This is a genomic window from Bradyrhizobium ingae, assembly GCF_055791185.1.
The window spans coordinates 1-17665 of the sequence record NZ_JBVUBB010000006.1; the positions used below are offsets into that span (position 1 = coordinate 1).

Here is a 17665-nt window from a genome sequence, read left to right on the forward strand (position 1 = left end):
CATTGGCGCGGTGCCAGGCCACAAGCTTGGCCTCGATCGCCTTCAGTTCGACCTGCACCTGATCATATTGGCGAGCAAGCATCGCAAACAGTTCGCGGGCCAAGGCCGGCACGCGTTCGTCTCGCTGAAGCGCGGCCAGGAACGCGGCAAGCTTGTCCAGCCCCTTGGCCTCGGTCAGGCCGAGCTCCGCTGCATAACCGCGGATCGTGTTGCTCAGTTGCGTGCGGCGCATGACCAACTGGTCGCGCACGCCCAGCAGTATCAGCGCCGCCTGCTGCTCAACCGTCTTCACCGGCACATACCGCATCCGCGGCCGGCTTGCCGCCTCGCACAGCCCCTCCGCGTCGCGCCCGTCGTTCTTGTTGCGCGACACATAGGGCTTCACCAATTGCGGCGCGATCAGTTTTGCCGTGTGCCCCAGCTTGCCAAGCTCCCGCGCCAGGTAGTGTGCGGCCCCACAGGCCTCGATCACCACCACCGTCGGCGGTAGCTTGGCAAAAAACTCCAGCATCGCCTTGCGGCTCAGCCGCTTGCGCAGCACCACCTGCTCCGACGCATCAACGCCATGGAGTTGAAAAATATACTTCGACGTATCCATCCCAATACGGATAATCTGGCTCACGGACGGCTCCTGTGAATGAGTTTCTGACAACCTCATTCTGGCACACTGATGCCGTAGGGGGCCGTCCACACCATCACCCCAGGGAGCAATTTGGCAAAGACTAGAAGTTCGGTACTGGGACCACCTGCCATCGATAGATTCCGCGGTATGGGTCCTGGCTTTCGCCAGGACGACAGCGGATTACCGCGGCAAGTCCGTCTTCCCCATCAGGAACGTGTCGATCGACCGCGCGCACAGCCGCCCCTCGCGGATCGCCCACACCACCAGCGACTGGCCGCGGCGCATGTCGCCTGCGGAGAACACGTTCGGGCGCGAGGTCTGGTAGTCGAGCGTGTTGGCCTTGACGTTGCCGCGCGGGTCGAGGTCGACCGAGAGCAGCTTCAAGAGGCCCTCATGCACGGGGTGCACGAAGCCCATCGCGAGCAGCACGAGCTCGGCGTCGAGCTCGAACTCGGTGCCGGCCATCGGCTTGAACTTGTCGTCGACGCGCACGCAGTGCAGCTTCTTGACCTTGCCGTTCTCACCGGTGAACTTCTGCGTCAGCACGGCGTATTCGCGGATCGCGCCTTCGGCCTGGCTGGAGGACGTGCGCATCTTGAGCGGCCAGTTCGGCCAGGTCAGGCCCTTGTTCTCGCGCTCGGGGGGCGCCGGCATGATCTCGAGCTGGGTCACGGTCTTGGCGCCCTGGCGCAGCGAGGTCCCGATGCAGTCGCTGCCGGTGTCGCCGCCGCCGATCACGACGACATGCTTGCCGCCGGCGAGGATCTCGGTGACACCGTTCAAGGGCTCCTCGGAGTTGCGGCGGTTCTGCTGCGGCAGGAAATCCATCGCGTAATGGATGCCGTCGAGGTCGCGGCCGGGGATCGGCAGGTCTCGCGGCGCTTCCGCACCGCCCGTCAGCGCGATGGCGTCGTACTCGTTGAGCATCTCGCGCGGATCGACGTTGCCGGTTGCGCCGACATGGCTGTTGTAGTGGAAGGTGACACCCTCCGCCTGCATCTGCGCGACGCGGCGGTCGATGATGCCCTTCTCCATCTTGAAGTCGGGAATGCCATAGCGGAGCAGGCCGCCGGCCTTGGCGTACTTCTCGTAGAGATGCACGTCATGTCCAGCGCGCGCGAGTTGCTGCGCGCAGGCCATGCCGGCCGGGCCCGAGCCGATCACCGCGACCTTCTTGCCGGTCTTCTCGGTGTTGACCTCCGGCTTCAGCCAGCCGTTCTCCCAGGCGCGGTCGACGATCGCGCATTCGATTGTCTTGATGGTGACCGGGTTGTCGTCGATGTTGAGCGTGCAGGAGGCTTCGCACGGCGCCGGGCAGATGCGTCCGGTGAACTCCGGGAAATTGTTGGTCGAGTGCAGGTTGCGCGAAGCCTCTTCCCAATTGCCCTGATAGACGAGGTCGTTGAAGTCGGGGATCTGGTTGTTCACCGGACAGCCCGCGGTGCCCGGCGCGACCGAGCCGGTGCCGTGGCAGTAGGGGATGCCGCAATTCATGCAGCGCGCAGCCTGGTCGCGCGTTTCCTTCTCCGAGAGTGGAACGACGAATTCCTTGAAATGCTTCAAGCGCTCGGCGACCGGGGTGTACTTGCGGTCATACCGTTCGATTTCGAGAAAGCCCGTGATCTTGCCCATTAAACCCGAAGTCCCTGCCGCTTAGTTTTCGTTTCCGTCGTTCCGGGATGCGCGCGCCGCGCGCAGACCTGGAACCCCGAGGTTGGTTTGCGAGATTCCGGGTTCGCGCTCCGCGCGCCCCGGAATGACGCCTGATGAGACTTACGCTCCGATCGCGATTTTCGGTTCGGCGTCGGCGTTTGCCTGCATTTCGCGCAGTGCACGCCGGTACTCGACCGGCATCACCTTGCGGAATTTGGGCAGCCACTCTTTCCAGTTCGCGAGGATCTCGATCGCGCGCCTGGAGCCGGTCGCCTTTTCATGGCGCGAGATCAGGACGTGCAGGCGCTCGACGTCGGAATCGAGCAGGTTCTTGAACACGTCGACCCGGCCATGCGCCTCGAGATCACCGGAGTGATTGTAGGTGCCGGCGTTGATCAGTTCTTCCGACAGCACCGGCTCGAGTTCGACCATGCTGAGGTTGCACAGCTTGTCGAAATCGCCGGCCTCGTCGAGCACATAGGCGATGCCGCCGGACATGCCGGCCGCGAAGTTGCGCCCGGTCTTGCCGAGCACGACCACGATGCCGCCGGTCATGTATTCGCAGCAATGATCGCCGGCGCCCTCGACGACCGCGACCGCGCCCGAGTTGCGCACGGCAAAACGTTCGCCGGCGATGCCGCGGAAATAGCACTCGCCCTCGGTCGCGCCGTACATCACGGTGTTGCCGACGATGATGCTTTCTTCCGGCACGATGCCGCCATTCTTCGGCGGCTTGACAATGATCTTGCCGCCCGAGAGGCCCTTGCCGACGTAGTCGTTGCCTTCACCCTCGAGCTCGAAGGTGACGCCGTGGGCAAGCCACGCGCCAAAGGCCTGGCCGGCGGTGCCCTTGAGGCTGACATGGATCGTGTCATGCGGCAGCCCCGCATTGCCGTAGATCTTGGCCACCGTGCCGGACAGCATCGCGCCGGCGGAACGATCGGTGTTGTTGATCTCGGCCTCGATCTTCACCGGTGCGCCGCGGTCGAGCGCGGGCGTCGCCTTCTCGATCAGCTTGCGATCGAGCACGGCCTCCAGATGATGGTTCTGGCGCTCCGAGTGATAGATCTTCTGGCCCTTCTCTTCCTTCTGCTTGACGAACAGCTTCGAGAAATCGAGGCCCTTGGCCTTCCAATGTGCAACCAGCTTGGTCTGGTCGAGCATCTGGCTCTGGCCGACCATCTCGTTGAAGCTGCGGAAGCCGAGGCTCGCCATGATCTCGCGAACCTCTTCGGCGACGAAGAAGAAGTAGTTGATCACATGCTCGGGCTGGCCAGTGAAGCGCTTGCGCAGGACGGGATCCTGGGTCGCGACGCCGACCGGGCAGGTGTTGAGATGGCACTTGCGCATCATGATGCAGCCGGCCGCGATCAGCGGCGCGGTCGCAAAACCGAACTCGTCGGCGCCGAGCAGTGCGCCGATCACGACGTCACGCCCGGTGCGGAAGCCGCCATCGACCTGGACCGCGATGCGGCTGCGCAGCCGCTCGCGCACCAGCGTCTGATGTGTTTCGGCGAGACCGATCTCCCAGGGCGAGCCTGCATGCTTGATCGAGGTCAGGGGCGAAGCACCCGTGCCGCCCTCGAAGCCCGCGATGGTGACATGGTCGGCGCGCGCCTTGGCGACACCGGCCGCGACCGTGCCGACGCCGATCTCGGAGACGAGCTTGACCGAGACGTCGCCCGTCGGGTTGACGTTCTTGAGGTCGTAGATGAGCTGCGCCAGATCCTCGATCGAGTAGATGTCATGGTGCGGCGGCGGCGAGATCAGGCCGACGCCCGGCGTCGAATGCCGGACCTTGGCGATCGTCGCGTCGACCTTGTGGCCGGGCAACTGGCCGCCTTCGCCGGGCTTGGCACCCTGCGCCATCTTGATCTGCATCATGTCGGAATTGACGAGATATTCCGTCGTCACGCCGAAACGGCCAGAGGCGACCTGCTTGATCGCCGAGCGCATGGAATCGCCGTTCGGCAGCGGCTTGAAGCGGTCAGCTTCCTCGCCGCCTTCGCCGGTATTCGACTTGCCGCCGATCCGGTTCATGGCGATCGCAAGCGTCGTGTGCGCCTCGCGCGAGATCGAGCCGAAGCTCATCGCACCGGTGGCGAAGCGCTTGACGATGTCCTTGGCCGGCTCGACCTGATCGAGCGGCACGGGCTTGCGCTTCTCTTCCTCGGCACTCTTGATCCGGAACAGGCCGCGCAGCGTCAACAGGCGTTCGGACTGCTCGTTGAGGATCTTCGCGAAGGCGCGGTAGCGCTCCTGCGAATTGCCGCGGGCGGCGTGCTGGAGCAGCGACACCGACTCGGCGGTCCAGGCATGGTCCTCGCCGCGGGTGCGGTAGGCATACTCGCCGCCGACGTCGAGTGCGGTCTTGTAGACCTGAGCTTCACCGAACGCGTCAGCATGGCGGCGCACCGCCTCTTCCGCGATCTCGGAGAGACCCACGCCCTCGATGCGGGTGTGCGTGCCGGCGAAGAATTTGGCGACGAAATCAGCCTTGAGGCCGATCGCATCGAAGATCTGCGCGCCGCAATAGGACTGGTAGGTCGAGATGCCCATCTTGGACATCACCTTGAGAAGCCCCTTGCCGATCGACTTGATGTAGCGCTTGACGATCTCGTAGTCGTCGAGCGAGCCGGGCAGGCGGTCCTTCATCGCGATGATGGTCTCGAACGCGAGGTAGGGGTTGATCGCTTCCGCGCCGTAGCCGGCAAGGCAGGCGAAGTGATGCACTTCGCGCGGCTCGCCCGACTCGACGACCAGGCCGACCGACGTGCGCAGACCGGTGCGGATCAGATGATGATGCACGGCGGCGCAGGCGAGCAGCGAGGGGATCGGCACGCGGTCGGTGCCGACCATGCGGTCGGAGAGGATGATGATGTTGACGCCCTCACGCACGGCGGCTTCCGCGCGTGCGCAAAGCTCGTCGAGCACCTGGTCCATGCCCGCCGCGCCGAGGCCGGCGTGGAAGGTGGTATCGAGTGTGCGTGACCTGAAGTGGGAGTCGCCGAGATCGGCGATCGAGCGGATCTTTTCCAGATCCGCATCGGTCAGGATCGGCTGGCGCACTTCGAGGCGCTTGGTGGTGGCGAGGCCTTGCAAGTCGAACAGGTTCGGCCGCGGTCCGATGATGGAGACGAGGCTCATCACCAGCTCCTCGCGGATCGGGTCGATCGGCGGGTTGGTGACCTGCGCAAAATTCTGCTTGAAGTAGGTGAACAGCGGCTTGGGCTTGGCCGACAGCGCCGAGACCGGCGTGTCGTTGCCCATGGAGCCCGTCGCCTCCTCGCCGGTGGAGGCCATCGGCGTCATCAGGATGGTGATGTCTTCCTGGCTGTAGCCGAACGCCTGCTGCCGATCGAGCAGCGACAGGTTCGAGCGCACGCCGCTGGTCGCCACCTTCGGCAGATCCTCCAGCACGATCTGGGTGCGGTCGAGCCACTCCTTGTAGGGATGGCTCTTGGCGAGATCGGCCTTGATCTCGTCGTCGGGGATCAGGCGGCCCTGCTCGAGGTCGACCAGCAGCATCTTGCCGGGCTGGAGTCGCCACTTGGTGACGATCTGGTCCTCCGGAATCTTGAGCACGCCCATTTCGGACGCCATCACGATGCGGTCGTCCTTGGTGACGAGATAGCGCGCGGGTCGCAGGCCGTTGCGGTCGAGCGTGGCGCCGATCTGGCGGCCGTCGGTGAAGGCGATCGCGGCGGGGCCGTCCCACGGCTCCATCAGCGCGGCGTGATATTCGTAGAAGGCGCGGCGCTTCTCATCCATCAGCGGATTGCCGGCCCACGCCTCCGGAATCATCATCATGACGGCGTGCGGCAGCGAGTAGCCGCCCTGCACCAGGAATTCGAGCGCGTTGTCGAAGCAGGCGGTGTCGCTCTGCCCTTCATAGGAGATCGGCCAGAGCCGGCTGATGTCCTTGCCATAGAGCTCGGAGCTGACGGAGGCCTGACGCGCCGCCATCCAGTTGACGTTGCCGCGCAGCGTGTTGATCTCGCCGTTGTGCGCGATCATCCGGTAGGGATGCGCCAGCGACCAGGTCGGGAAGGTGTTGGTCGAGAAGCGCTGATGCACGAGCGCCAGCGCGCTCTCGAAGTCCGGCTCCTGAAGATCGGGATAGTACTTGCCGACCTGGTCGGCGAGGAACATGCCCTTGTAGATCACGGTGCGGCAGGACATCGAGCAGGGGTAATAGCCGGCGAGCCCGCGCTCGCGGCGCTGATAGATCGCCTGCGAGATCGACTTGCGCAGGATATAGAGCTTGCGCTCGAATTCGTCCTCGGTCTTGGCGGAGCCGTTGCGGCCGATGAACACCTGCATGCAGGCGGGCTCGGTCGGCTTGACGGTGACGCCGAGCGAGGAGTTGTCGGTCGGCACGTCGCGCCAGCCGAGCAGCTTCAACCCTTCGGCCTTGATCTGATCGGCGATGATGCTCTTGATGACGTTGCGCCAGGCGGTATCGCGCGGCATGAACAGCGCGCCGATCGCGTACTCGCCGGGCTTGGGCAGCGTGAAGCCGAGCTCCTTGGCCTTGCGGGCGAAGAAGGCGTGCGGGATCTGCACCAGGATGCCGGCGCCGTCACCGGCGCGCGGGTCGGCGCCGACCGCGCCGCGATGTTCGAGGTTGCAGAGGATGTTGAGCGCGTCCGAGACGATCTCGTGCGACTTCTTGCCCTTGATGTTGGCGATGAAGCCGACACCGCAGGAGTCCTTTTCCATGCTGAGGTCGTACAGACCTTCTGCGGGCGGACGGAACGTGTGCTCCTGCGCGGGATCGGTTGTTTTCGAGGCGACCGTCGCCGACAGCTCTTCTGCCACGATGTTTGCGCGCTCGAATTGCGACCCGTTCATTGTTCCTGTCCTCTCCATGCGGCAAGCTGCCTCACCGCCATCTTCGGCGCACCTTGGGCGTTCCGCGGCACCCGCTCTTTGGGCCACCGCTCGTCCGTTGCGAGCCGCATTTTCTTAAATTCAGGCCTGGGCGTTCCACGTCCCCGAGAACGGCTTTGGCCTGCAGCTTCCTGGCGCTCGAGAGCGCCATTTTTCGTTGCAATCCCTGTGCCGGGATCGCAGGCAAAATTGAGACAGTCTTCCTGTCCTAACCATCACCTTGCCAAAATTTTGTCTAGCACACAAGCACGCAAAAGTCCCGATTCCCAAGGTGTCAATCACGCGCTTTCCCGCGGCAGGTCCGCCCCGGATTTGAGGCAAACGCGCCGCGATCCGGCCCTGAGGCCGTCGGAATCCCGGGGGAAGCTTCGGATCAGCCCTTCGAAAGGCGCGTCATGGCCCACAAGCCGAAAGAACGCATGCCGTCCGGGGGCCTGACAGGAGCGTTTCGACCATGAAGTTGTTCACAGGATGGGTGGCCGCCGCCGCATGCGCGCTGGCGGTATCTGCTGCCGACGCGCAGGTGCTGCTGCGCGGGCCCGCCACCACCGTCTCGGATTTCGACGGGCCCTATGGTCCACCGGAGGCTCCGCCCCCGCGTCCCCAGAACTATGGGTACGGCTACGAGTATGAGCGCGCGCCTGCGCCGGCGCTGTTGCCGGCAACCGAGGTCTATGCCGTGCTGCGCGAAAACGGCTTTTCGCCGCTCGGAATCCCTCGCCTGCGTGGGCTGGTCTATACCATCGCGGTGATCGACCGCCGCGGCGACGACGGCCGGCTCGTGATCGACGCGCGTGACGGGCGCATTCTGCGGTTCATGCCGGCCTTCGGTCCCGGCTTCGGCATGGGGCCGGCCTATGACGAAGGTGCGGTAGCACCTTACGGGCCGCAAGGCGCGCTGCCGCCGCCGACCGTGATCCGTAGCGGCGTGCCACGGCCACCGGCTCCGATCCCGCATGTCGCAAGCCGTACCGTCCCGGTTCCGAAGGCGGCCCCGCCCCGCGGCGAAATGCCTGTGGCCGCCGCCAGGCCGGCGGCGCAGGCGCAGCCCGCGGCGGCTCAGCCCGCGCAGCAGGCAGCCGCGGTGCAGCCCAAGCCCGCCGAGGCAGCGCCGCAAGCCGCCGCTCCGACCGTCGGCCAGGCCAAGCCCGCGCCGGCCATCCTGCCGACCCAGGACATGCCGGCGGCGCAGGGGCTGGAATAGGTGACAAGCACGGCGCCGACATCATCCTCGGTGTCGTTCTGGCGAAAGCAGGACGCATTAACCCAGGGAGAAGTTTGGCGAAGACTCATTCGTTCGGCACGCCCGGCACCGCTTAAATCGATAGACCTCGCGGAATGGGTCCTGGCTTTCGCCAGGACGACATTGGGAAGTAAGCGCAAACAAAAAACGCCCCGGGGCACCGGGGCGTTTTCGCAACTTGGCAGTCGAATGTGATGGACGCCTTAGGCGGCGGCCTTCTCGCCCTCGATCACCTGCGTGGCTTGCGCGCTGGTGTTGATCGCGATCTGGCGCGGCTTCTTGGCCTCGGGGATTTCGCGCACGAGGTCGACGTGCAGCAGGCCGTTCTCGAGCGAGGCGTCCTTCACTTGCACGAAATCGGCAAGCTGAAAGGCGCGTTCGAAGGCGCGCGCGGCGATGCCGCGATAGAGCACTTCGGACTTGCTGTTCTCGTTGGCGACTTTCTCGCCCTTGATCGTCAGCGTGTTTTCCTTCGCGACGATGGAGAGCTCATCCTTGGAGAAGCCGGAGACCGCAACCGTGATGCGGTAGGCGTTCTCACCGGTGCGCTCGATGTTGTAGGGGGGGTAGCCGGGGCTGCCGTCCGAGGTCGTCTGGTCGAGCAGGTTGAAGAGACGGTCGAAGCCGACGGTGGAACGATAGAAGGGAGTGAGGTCGTAGGTACGCATGGTTAGTCCTCCATTGAGCGACTGATCTGGTAACCCGCCCGCCAATCGGGCCGGGCCTTAGTCTGTGTGCAGCCTGATGCTCGGGTTCCCGAAGCACTGGTAGCGGCCTGCACGAAAATGATATGGGTGGGTGGAAACAGCGTTCAAGAGGGCGACACCGGCGCCTTTTCGGCGCTCCCGCCCCTTGATTCCTGGCATTTCCTGCCCATGACGCTGGTCTCGATTCCCGCCAATCCCGTTCCCGAAAACGTCGTCAGCGGCACCATCAAGACGCCCGACGGCGCCGAGCTGCGCTTTGCACGCTGGGCGCCGCCTGCAGGCCGCAAGGGCACGGTCTGCGTCTTCACCGGCCGCAGCGAACAGATCGAAAAATATTTCGAGACCGTGCGGGATCTGCGCGATCGCGGCTTCGCGGTGGCGATGATCGACTGGCGCGGGCAGGGCCATTCCTCGCGCCGCCTGCGCGATCCGCGCAAGGGTTATGTGCGGTCCTTCTCCGACTTCGAGATCGACGTCGAGACCTTCGTGCAGCAGGTGGTGCTGCCGGATTGCCCGCCTCCCTTCTTCGCGCTCGCCCATTCCATGGGCGGCGCCGTGATGCTCAGGGTTGCGCATGCGGGCAAGCGCTGGTTCGACCGCATGGTACTGTCGGCGCCGATGATCGATCTGCCGGGCCGCGCCACCTCGCTTCCGTCGCGGGCGCTGCTCAAGACCTTGCGGCTGCTGGGGCAGGGCGGCAGCTACATTCCCGGCGGCAACGATCGCATCACCGGCATGGATCCCTTCATCAACAATCCCCTGACCAGCGATCCCGTGCGCTACGCGCGCAATGCCGCCATCCTCGAGGAGGACCCCACGCTGGGCCTCGCCTCACCGACGGTCGCCTGGGCCGACACCGCGTGCGGCGCGATGCACACCTTCAAGGGCGTGTCCTATCCGTCCGATATCCGCCAGCCGATCCTGATGCTGGCGGCCTCCAACGACACCATCGTTTCGACCCCCGCCATCGAGGAGTTCGCTTATCACCTGCGCGCCGGCTCCCACCTCGTGATCGCCGGCGCCAAGCACGAGATCCTCCAGGAGCAGGACCGCTACCGCGCCCAGTTCTGGGCCGCCTTTGACGCGTTCGTGCCTGGCACGCCGCTGTTCGGGTGAGAGTTTGACGACGGATCACGCCACAAGCGCGGAAGCATCCTCACCACCCAACTACAGCGTCTTCAAATATTCGATCAAATCGTAGCGCTCTGCGTCGTCCTTGAACACGCGGCCGATCACGCCGGGGCGTTTCGGTTCGCTTTCCTTGCGCTCGAAGGAATGGCCGAGCACGCTGTTGCCCTGGATCGGATCCTTCTCCGAGCCCGCCGAAAACTCGGTTTCGCCCGTCTTGCACTGCTCGTCCGGGATGACGGCAAAGCCGACGTCTTTCGGGTCGTAGTCGCGGTGGCCCATGCAGAACCTCGTCGGGCGCTCGTGCTGTGGCTTCAGCAACCAGTACAGCGATGGCACCGAACCGTTATGCAGATAGGGCGCAGTTGCCCAGATGCCATTGAGCGGTCGCGCGCGATAGCGCGGTCCGGGCGCGGGATTGAGGCAGTTCTTGCGCGCGAGATTCCACAATTTCGCCCGCTCGGCTTCCGGCGTCTTGTCGTCATCCATCCACTTGCGGGCGATGAGGTCGACCACCGTCATGAGGCCGAGCGCATATACCATCTCGGTCGGCGAACTCGCGGTCGAGCCGTTGCATTGCCACCAGGTCTCGAGGTCGGCCGTGTTCACTTTCAGGAAGCCGGGCAGGTCGACCGTCCTGTCGGTGAGCACTCGCGATTGTTCGGGATCGGTCCTGATTTCGTCGGTGGGGATCGTTACGGCGTTCAGCACCTTGCTGTCACCGCTTGTCTCCCAATGTCCTGAGGACCAGAAAGCCGGCGTGTTGACGGCCGGCAAATGGCATCCGGCGCACATCTCCTCGTAGATCTTGCGTCCGTTCTCCGCCTTCTTCTGATCAATCCTCCAGGCATCGCCGAGGATCTGCGACGGCCATTTCGGCGACAGCAGGCCGCCGAACTTCTTCTCAGCGGCGGGATCTGACGCCTTGAACGGATCGGGGCCTCTGAGCAGGTCCTCGATCCAGCCGAGCGTGTCGATGTGAACCGAGGACCGCCAAAGCCTGTCCTCAGGATAGGCGTCGGACAGATTGAGCAGCGCTGTCACGCCGAGCGCTTCGCCGGCATTGCGGATCAGCGGCTGCTCGATCGAGGCGTCGTACTGGGCGAACTTGAACCACGGCACGGTCCAGATCGCGGGGTAGCTCACCGGCGCGTCCTGCGCATGCAGGTTCTTCTCGAATCCGTTGAGGCCGCTCAGCGCGAGATCCTGCGAGAACACCTGGTTGCCGATGCGGTTGAGCGCGTCGAGGCGACCGAACCCCTCATAGGTGTCCTTCTGCTGCCTTCCGTTCCAGGTCTTCTTGGCTTCAACGGTCTTTTCCTGGGTTTGCGCCCAGTTGATCAGGAAGTTGCCGATCGCACCCAGCTTCTGCTTGAGCGCGTCGCGGTCCTCCTTGCCTGCCTCCGGGCCGAGTACGCGATCGGCAAAGCGCTGGAAGCGGAACGGGACGTAAAGGGTGTAGGCGATCGACAGGGCGGTGGAGAGCTCGAGCTTCTTCAGGTCAGTCATGGCAGGGCCGCCATCGAAACGCACGTCCACGCCCTTGTAGTGGATCTGGCCGGTGTGGCAGGCCGCGCAGGTCAGACCGATCTTGTCCTCTTCGCGACGGCCCGTCGCCGGATCGACGACGCCGGTCATCCGTGCGAAGCCCACGGGCAGGCCGTCGACGTTCTCCGCCGGAGTCCACCTTGTCGACCAGTCCAGCACCTGCGTCGTCTCATAGACATTCGCGTAACCGAACCGGCGGAGCGTCGCCGCATCGGTCTCGATCGACTGCGGGCTGGGGATGAAGCCGAAGCGCTCGAGATAGGCGCTGTCCTTCATCATGCCCGGCCGCGAGAGCAGACGGAGGCGCGGCTGCTCCAGTGCCATGAACCACGTGTAAGGCACCGGAAAGGTCGCGGTGCCCTGGCTGGCGTGATGAAACCAGTGCCGGTCCTTCAGCGACCAGTTCTGCTCGAGCCAATAGGCTGCAGTCGTCTCCGGCAGCGTGGGCAAGGGCGGCGGCAGCAACTGCGCCAGGATTCCCTTCTGCGGCAGCATGGCGCGGACCTGGTTGGGGAATTCGGCGACCGCAACCAAGGCCGCGAGACCGAGGCCTACGGCGAGCGCTCCAAGTGCAAATGCCCAGCGAAACCTGAGCTGGCACGCCGACAGCAGCGGCTGCGACAGGATCCGCTGGTTGATGCGGGCTGGGAATTTGCGCTCGTTGAACAGCGTGCGCACGTCGTCCACGCTGAGATAGCGATCCTCGCCCTTGCCCTTACCCACGATCTTCAGGAGGATGGGCCATTCGAACTTCATCAGCAAAGGGTAGTACCAGCGCGCGGCGCTGCCGGCGCGCTTGAGGTTGTCGCGCATGAAGGTCTTGATTTCCGACGCGTTGAGACCTCGCTCGGTGTTGCCGCCGTCGGGATCGCTGTAGGTACGGCCGAAGCTCGCAAGCCGCGCGATCTCATCCTCGTTGACCTTGCCGTCGACGCCGAGGATGCGCGAGCCGGCCCCGAGCTTGTCCAGCGGGCCGCCGCGCAGCGCATCGAGCTGCGCGCCCGACCACATGCTCTTCAGAATGTGGCGGAAGCCGTTGGCGATGAGCGCCACGCCGCGGACCTGGATGCGGGCCGAGGTCTTCTTCAGTCCAGTCTCGCCGCTCGCATTCGCGATGGTCTGCGACAGGGTGATGAGCGGGACAGTCCCGCCATCGACAAAGCCTTCGCCGACCAGGCCGCGCAGGAACGGACAGGGATTGTTCGGCGAGACCTGGATCGAGGGGTCGAAGGGGGGCTTCGAAGCCGAATCATGCATGGCCCAAAATCCTGAAAACAGCGAATCGTGAAAAACAGACACGCCGATACAGCGCGGAAAGTCCTAAGAAAGAGAAAGCGCTGGACCGGCAGACTATACTACTACAGCGTGTAACGAAGTGTGGCCGAATTCACTGTCCTGTCAACAGAAGCGCGCGCAACGTCTGGGCTGCCCTGTCGCGGTCCTGCCTTTCAGGAATCGGCGGCGCGTTTGATGTCGCTCTGAACGAGGCTGAGCTTGACGAGCGGGACGCCAGCTTTCAGGAGCCCTTCGCGGTAATGGGCGAGATCCGAAGCCTGCTTCCAGTGGAAATTCCTCAGGTGCCGCTCGACTGTCAGGTTCGGGTAGTTGCTCATCAACACCTCGGCGGCCTCAGTGGCTTCTTCGGCCCGTCCGAGCTGCGCAAGTGCCGCGGCGCGGATCGCGAGCGCCTGCATGTGGTTTGGATTGATGTAGAGTTGCTCCCGGGCCCACGACAATGTCGCATCATATTGGCCCAGCATATAATGGCTGAATGCGTTCAGTGCCGCCCATTGGTAGCGCGGATCGCTGTTGCCGCGCTGCGCCGCCATCGAGAACAGCTCGATCGCCTGGCGATGCTCGCCGATGACGAAGTGGCAGATGCCGAGCACGCCGCGCGCGCCCATATCATAGGGGTTGAGCGCGACAGCGCGTTTGGCTGCGTCCATCGCGGCCTCGTAGTGCCCGTCCTGCGCATGGACCCAGGACAGGATCGAGAATGCGAAGGAGGAGCGCGGGTCGAGCCGGACGCTGGTCTCGGCCAGATGCATCGCCGCGATCCACATCTCGCGCGAGCCCTTGACCCAGCCGAACTGGATGTTCTGGAGCTGGATCGTCGCGAGATAGGCATGCGCGATCGACAGCTTGGGATCGAGCGAGATCGCCTCCTTGAACAGCGCGATGGCGGTGTCGAAGTCTTCCTTGGTCTGCCGGTAGTAATGTGACAGCCCTTTCAGGAAGCGGTCCCAGGCGGTGACGTCGTTGGTCTGGCGCGCCGGTGCGGAGGCTTCCGCGCGGAAGATCTCGGTCGCGATCGCTGCCGACAGGCTGGTCGTGATCTCGTCCTGCATGGCGAAGAGGTCGCCGATGTCGCGATCATAGCGACCGGTCCAGAGCTGCTCGCCGGTCTCCGGTGCGATCAGTTCGGCCGTGACGCGGATCTTGCTGCCGGCGCGCCGCACCGAACCCTGGATCAGGTAGGTCGCGTCGATTTCGCGCGCGATCAGCCGGGTCGAGAGATTCCTGCCCTTGAAGGCGAAGGTCGAGTTGCGACTGAGCACGCGATAGAAGGATTGCAAGGCCAGCGCGTGGATCAGGTCCTCGGTGAGGCCGTCGGAGAAATATTCGTCGCCGGCGTCGCTCAAATTGGCAAAGGGCAGCACGCCCACGATCGCGGTGCGATATTGCTGCGGCAGCGCCGAGACCTCTTTGGTCTGCGTCGCCTGCGTAGACGTCCCGTCCGGCGCCCAGGTGAAGACGCCGACCGGCTCCTTGATGTTCTTGAAGCGGTGCGCGCCGGCATCGACGAGCGGCACGTCGAGATGTCGGCTGGCTTCGCCATAGGCCTTGGAGGAAATCGCAAAGCCGCCGGGACTCGCCACCGATTCAAGGCGGACGGCGATGTTGACGTCGTCGCCGAACACCTCGTCTTCGTCGGCGATCACGTCGCCCATGTGGATCCCGAGCCGGAACTGCATCGCACGGTCGGCGGGCAAATGCTCGTTGCGCTCCGCCATCAGCGTCTGCATTGCGATCGCGGCTTCGGTGGCGCCGACGATGCTTGGGAATTCGAGCAGGAAGCCGTCGCCGGTGTTCTTGATGACGCGGCCGCCATGGTTGAGAATGATGGGATGAATCGCGCTGCGATGGGCCTTGAAGGCGGCATGGGTGCCCGCCTCGTCAGTGCCCATCATGCGCGAATAGCCGGCGACGTCGGCGCAGACGATGGCGGCCAGGCGTCTCTCCATATCCTTGCGGGCTCCAAGGGATCGGGCACCGGCCACCAGCGTGACGGTCTTCCGCGAATCCGTGCATTTCCAGAACCTAGCCCTTATAGACCACGCGCAGGCAAGCGGAAGTATGATCCGCATTGCAATTTCGTCGCAAATCCTACGCAAATCCGGCGGTGGACGCGGCTCGCTGAACCTTCTAAGCCGGCCGCTTGGGTGGCCTTCCGGGACGAAAGACATGCTCGGTATTCACGAACTCTGGCTCTTCGTCCTGTCGGGCGTGGCTCTCAACATCACGCCGGGACCGGATACGGTCTACGTCATGGGCCGCGGCATGCAATTGGGCTGGCGCGGCGGTGCAGCGGCGACGCTCGGCATCAGTTGCGGCTGCTTATTCCACGTCACGGGCGCGGCTATCGGCCTCTCCGCGCTGCTGATGGCCTCGTCCACCGCGTTTTCGATCGTAAAGCTGGTCGGTGCTGCCTATCTCGTGTTGACCGGCTTGCAGATGCTTTGGACGCGGCCGGCGCTCACCGGTTCCCTGACCGGCGAGGACGGGGGAACGCCGCTGCGGCGGGTCTTCCTCCAGGGCGTCTTCACCAACGCGCTCAATCCCAAGGTCGCGCTGTTCTTCCTGGCCTTCCTGCCGCAATTCGTCGCAGCCGATGCCCCGCACAAGCCGCTCGCCTTCCTGACGCTCGGACTGATCTTCATCTGCACGGGCACGCTGTGGTGTCTGTTCCTGGCGGCGTTCGCGGCGCGCGCCGCGCAGCGGCTGCGACAGTCCGAGGGTGTCTTTGCCTGGGTCAACCGGGCGCTCGGCGGCCTCTTCGTCTATCTCGGCTTCCGTGTCGCGATGCTGGAAGCGCGCTAAACAAACTCTTTCAACAGCGCGCTGCCCGCGAGGTAGAGTCCGAGCAGGACCATTGCGATCAAGAACCAGCGGCGAAACGTATCGGCCGGCATCTTCGAGCGCAGCGACTGGCCGATGAACATGCCGGCAAAGGCGCAGGTCATGGCGACGATGCCCGGCACGGCGTTGGCCGGCGTCAGCAGCCCGCCCGCGGTGAGGTTGAAGGCGAGCGCGAGCGTTGCCACCGTGAAGAACACGCCGAGCGCCTGCACCAGCTCGTCCTTCTCCATCCCGATCGCCTGCATGAACGGCATCGAGGGGATCACCTGCACGCCGGTCGAGGCCGAGATCACGCCCGTGACGATGCCGACGGCGCCGCCGACCCATTTCTCGTTCTTCGGCGCGACGCGGAACTGGAACTTGTTCAGCCCGATGATCGCATAGATCACCAGCAACAGGCCAAGCACCACCGTGCCGTAGCGCGCATAGGGGCCTGTCAGCGCGCCGGCATTGAGCCAGCTCCCGATCACGGTGCCGAGCATCAACGGCCATAGCCGCCGGAGGATGTCGAGCAAATGAGAGCCGACAAAAGTCTGCCAGATGTTGGTGACGATCGCCGGCACGATGACGATGGCAATCGCCCGGCCGGGCGCCATCGTTACCGCGAGCAGGCCCATCGACACGGTCGGCAGGCCGAGCCCGATCACGCCCTTGACGAATCCGGCGAGCAGGAAGACGGCGGCAATCAGAATGATGAGGGGGTCGATCATGCCGAGCACATTGACCGATCGGCCTCGCCGGCACAATCTGGAGGTTACGGAGATAGCCTTCGCTCAGGACGAAGGCAGGGAGACGCCATGCGATTTGACCTCGTCGACCTCCAGCTCTTCATCGCGGTGGCGGACCAGCGCAGCATCACCCGCGGCGCCGAACGCTCGCATCTGGCGCTCGCCTCCGCCAGCGCCAGGATCAAGGGCCTTGAGGACGCGTTCGGCGTCGCACTCTTGAAGCGTGGCCGGCGCGGCGTTGAATTGACCGCCGCGGGCGAAAGCCTGCTCGATCATGCGCGGCTCGTCATCCACAATGTCGAGGCACTCCAGGGTGATCTCGCCGCCTATGCCAGCGGCGTTCGTGCCAGTGTGCTGTTGCTCGCCAATACGTCGGGACTGTCCGAGCATCTGCCGCGGGCACTCGCAGCCTTCCTGCGCGAGCATCCCGACATCAATGTCGACGTCGAGGAGCGCGAAAGCGCCGATATCGCCACCGCGATCGCGAGCGGCGCTGCCGATCTCGGCTTCGCAGCCGAGCACGCTTTGCCCGACAGTATCGAGCGCTTCCTGTTCAGCGAGGACCGGTTGACCCTTGTGGCCGCCCGGCGCAGCGAGCTCGGCACCCGCCGCCAGATCAATTTTCAGGAGGTGATGGATCGTGATTTCGTCGGGCTCACCGCTTCGACCGCGTTGCAGGTTCATATTTCCCGGCATGCGGCGAAGCTCGGCGCGCGCCTGCGCGTCCGGGCCCGCTTGCGCGATTTCGACGCGATCTGCCAGATGGTCGCCGCCGAAGTTGGGGTCGCCGTCGTGCCGGAGATTGCGGCGAAGCGCTGCGCGCGATCGATGCCGATCGTGCCGATCCGAATCCGCGATGGCTGGGCCAATCGGAGGTTGACGATCTGCGCCCGGAGCTTCAAGGCACTGCCGCGCCCTGCCAAGCAGCTGGTGGATCATTTGCGCGCCGAGGTTCAGAGGTGAGGCACGATGTTGAAAGTCTGGGGACGACGCAGCTCACGCA

11 protein-coding genes are annotated in these 17665 nt (G+C 64.5%); 4 read left to right on the plus strand and 7 right to left on the minus strand.

Features of this window, described 5'->3' with window-relative positions; all coding sequences use genetic code 11:
* The 3 genes from ACV1FX_RS11020 to gltB all read right to left on the minus strand — a co-directional run.
* Positions 1–622, minus strand: a 622-nt coding sequence (locus ACV1FX_RS11020) for an IS110 family RNA-guided transposase (protein ID WP_473117585.1), incomplete at its 3' end; no start/stop codon positions are given.
* A 180-nt stretch (positions 623–802) separates the two neighbouring features.
* Positions 803–2254, minus strand: a complete 1452-nt coding sequence (locus ACV1FX_RS11025; RefSeq protein ID WP_473117586.1) for a glutamate synthase subunit beta — start codon at positions 2252–2254, stop codon at positions 803–805.
* 141 nt (positions 2255–2395) lie between these two features.
* The gene (gene gltB, locus ACV1FX_RS11030) at positions 2396–7129 is read right to left on the minus strand and encodes a glutamate synthase large subunit (RefSeq protein WP_473117587.1); all 4734 of its coding nucleotides are present in this window, start codon (positions 7127–7129) and stop codon (positions 2396–2398) included.
* A gap of 493 nt (positions 7130–7622) precedes the next feature.
* Here gltB and ACV1FX_RS11035 point away from each other — a divergent pair, with 493 nt between their 5' ends.
* Positions 7623–8372, plus strand: a complete 750-nt coding sequence (locus ACV1FX_RS11035) for a hypothetical protein (RefSeq protein WP_473117588.1) — start codon at positions 7623–7625, stop codon at positions 8370–8372.
* A 242-nt stretch (positions 8373–8614) separates the two neighbouring features.
* Here ACV1FX_RS11035 and ACV1FX_RS11040 read toward each other — a convergent pair whose 3' ends face one another.
* Complete coding sequence (locus tag ACV1FX_RS11040; RefSeq protein WP_254110763.1) at positions 8615–9079, minus strand: Hsp20 family protein; 465 nt, start codon at positions 9077–9079, stop codon at positions 8615–8617.
* 207 nt (positions 9080–9286) lie between these two features.
* On the opposite strand from ACV1FX_RS11040, the gene ACV1FX_RS11045 reads away from it, so the two are divergent.
* Positions 9287–10234: an alpha/beta hydrolase gene (locus ACV1FX_RS11045; RefSeq protein WP_473117589.1), complete on the plus strand. Its 948-nt coding sequence runs from the start codon at positions 9287–9289 to the stop codon at positions 10232–10234.
* Positions 10235–10285: 51 nt separating this feature from the next.
* On the opposite strand, the gene ACV1FX_RS11050 is transcribed toward ACV1FX_RS11045, so the two are convergent.
* Positions 10286–13051: a di-heme-cytochrome C peroxidase gene (locus ACV1FX_RS11050; protein WP_473117590.1), complete on the minus strand. Its 2766-nt coding sequence runs from the start codon at positions 13049–13051 to the stop codon at positions 10286–10288.
* Positions 13052–13242: 191 nt separating this feature from the next.
* Complete coding sequence (locus ACV1FX_RS11055; RefSeq protein WP_473117591.1) at positions 13243–15039, minus strand: adenylate/guanylate cyclase domain-containing protein; 1797 nt, start codon at positions 15037–15039, stop codon at positions 13243–13245.
* Between the two features lie 220 nt (positions 15040–15259).
* On the opposite strand from ACV1FX_RS11055, the gene ACV1FX_RS11060 reads away from it, so the two are divergent.
* Positions 15260–15895 carry a LysE family translocator gene (locus ACV1FX_RS11060; RefSeq protein WP_473117592.1) on the plus strand — a complete coding sequence of 212 codons (636 nt, stop codon included), beginning with the start codon at positions 15260–15262 and terminating at the stop codon, positions 15893–15895.
* On the opposite strand, the gene ACV1FX_RS11065 is transcribed toward ACV1FX_RS11060, so the two are convergent.
* Positions 15892–16644 (minus strand): sulfite exporter TauE/SafE family protein, encoded by a 753-nt coding sequence (locus ACV1FX_RS11065; RefSeq protein ID WP_473117593.1) that lies wholly within the window; start codon positions 16642–16644, stop codon positions 15892–15894. The two genes, ACV1FX_RS11060 and ACV1FX_RS11065, sit on opposite strands and share 4 nt — an antisense overlap.
* 87 nt (positions 16645–16731) lie before the next feature.
* Between ACV1FX_RS11065 and ACV1FX_RS11070 the strand changes: the two genes are divergently transcribed.
* Positions 16732–17625: a LysR substrate-binding domain-containing protein gene (locus ACV1FX_RS11070; RefSeq protein ID WP_473117594.1), complete on the plus strand. Its 894-nt coding sequence runs from the start codon at positions 16732–16734 to the stop codon at positions 17623–17625.
* Positions 17626–17665: the final 40 nt, after the last annotated feature.

Coding starts and splice junctions, on each gene's coding strand:
- ACV1FX_RS11035 (WP_473117588.1), top strand. CDS start 7,623: ATGAAGTTGTTCACAGGATGGGTGGCCGCCGCCGCATGCGCGCTGGCG.
- ACV1FX_RS11040 (WP_254110763.1), bottom strand. CDS start 9,079: ATGCGTACCTACGACCTCACTCCCTTCTATCGTTCCACCGTCGGCTTC.
- gltB (WP_473117587.1), bottom strand. CDS start 7,129: ATGAACGGGTCGCAATTCGAGCGCGCAAACATCGTGGCAGAAGAGCTG.
- ACV1FX_RS11045 (WP_473117589.1), top strand. CDS start 9,287: ATGACGCTGGTCTCGATTCCCGCCAATCCCGTTCCCGAAAACGTCGTC.
- ACV1FX_RS11065 (WP_473117593.1), bottom strand. CDS start 16,644: ATGATCGACCCCCTCATCATTCTGATTGCCGCCGTCTTCCTGCTCGCC.
- ACV1FX_RS11055 (WP_473117591.1), bottom strand. CDS start 15,039: ATGGAGAGACGCCTGGCCGCCATCGTCTGCGCCGACGTCGCCGGCTAT.
- ACV1FX_RS11070 (WP_473117594.1), top strand. CDS start 16,732: ATGCGATTTGACCTCGTCGACCTCCAGCTCTTCATCGCGGTGGCGGAC.
- ACV1FX_RS11050 (WP_473117590.1), bottom strand. CDS start 13,051: ATGCATGATTCGGCTTCGAAGCCCCCCTTCGACCCCTCGATCCAGGTC.
- ACV1FX_RS11060 (WP_473117592.1), top strand. CDS start 15,260: ATGCTCGGTATTCACGAACTCTGGCTCTTCGTCCTGTCGGGCGTGGCT.
- ACV1FX_RS11025 (WP_473117586.1), bottom strand. CDS start 2,254: ATGGGCAAGATCACGGGCTTTCTCGAAATCGAACGGTATGACCGCAAG.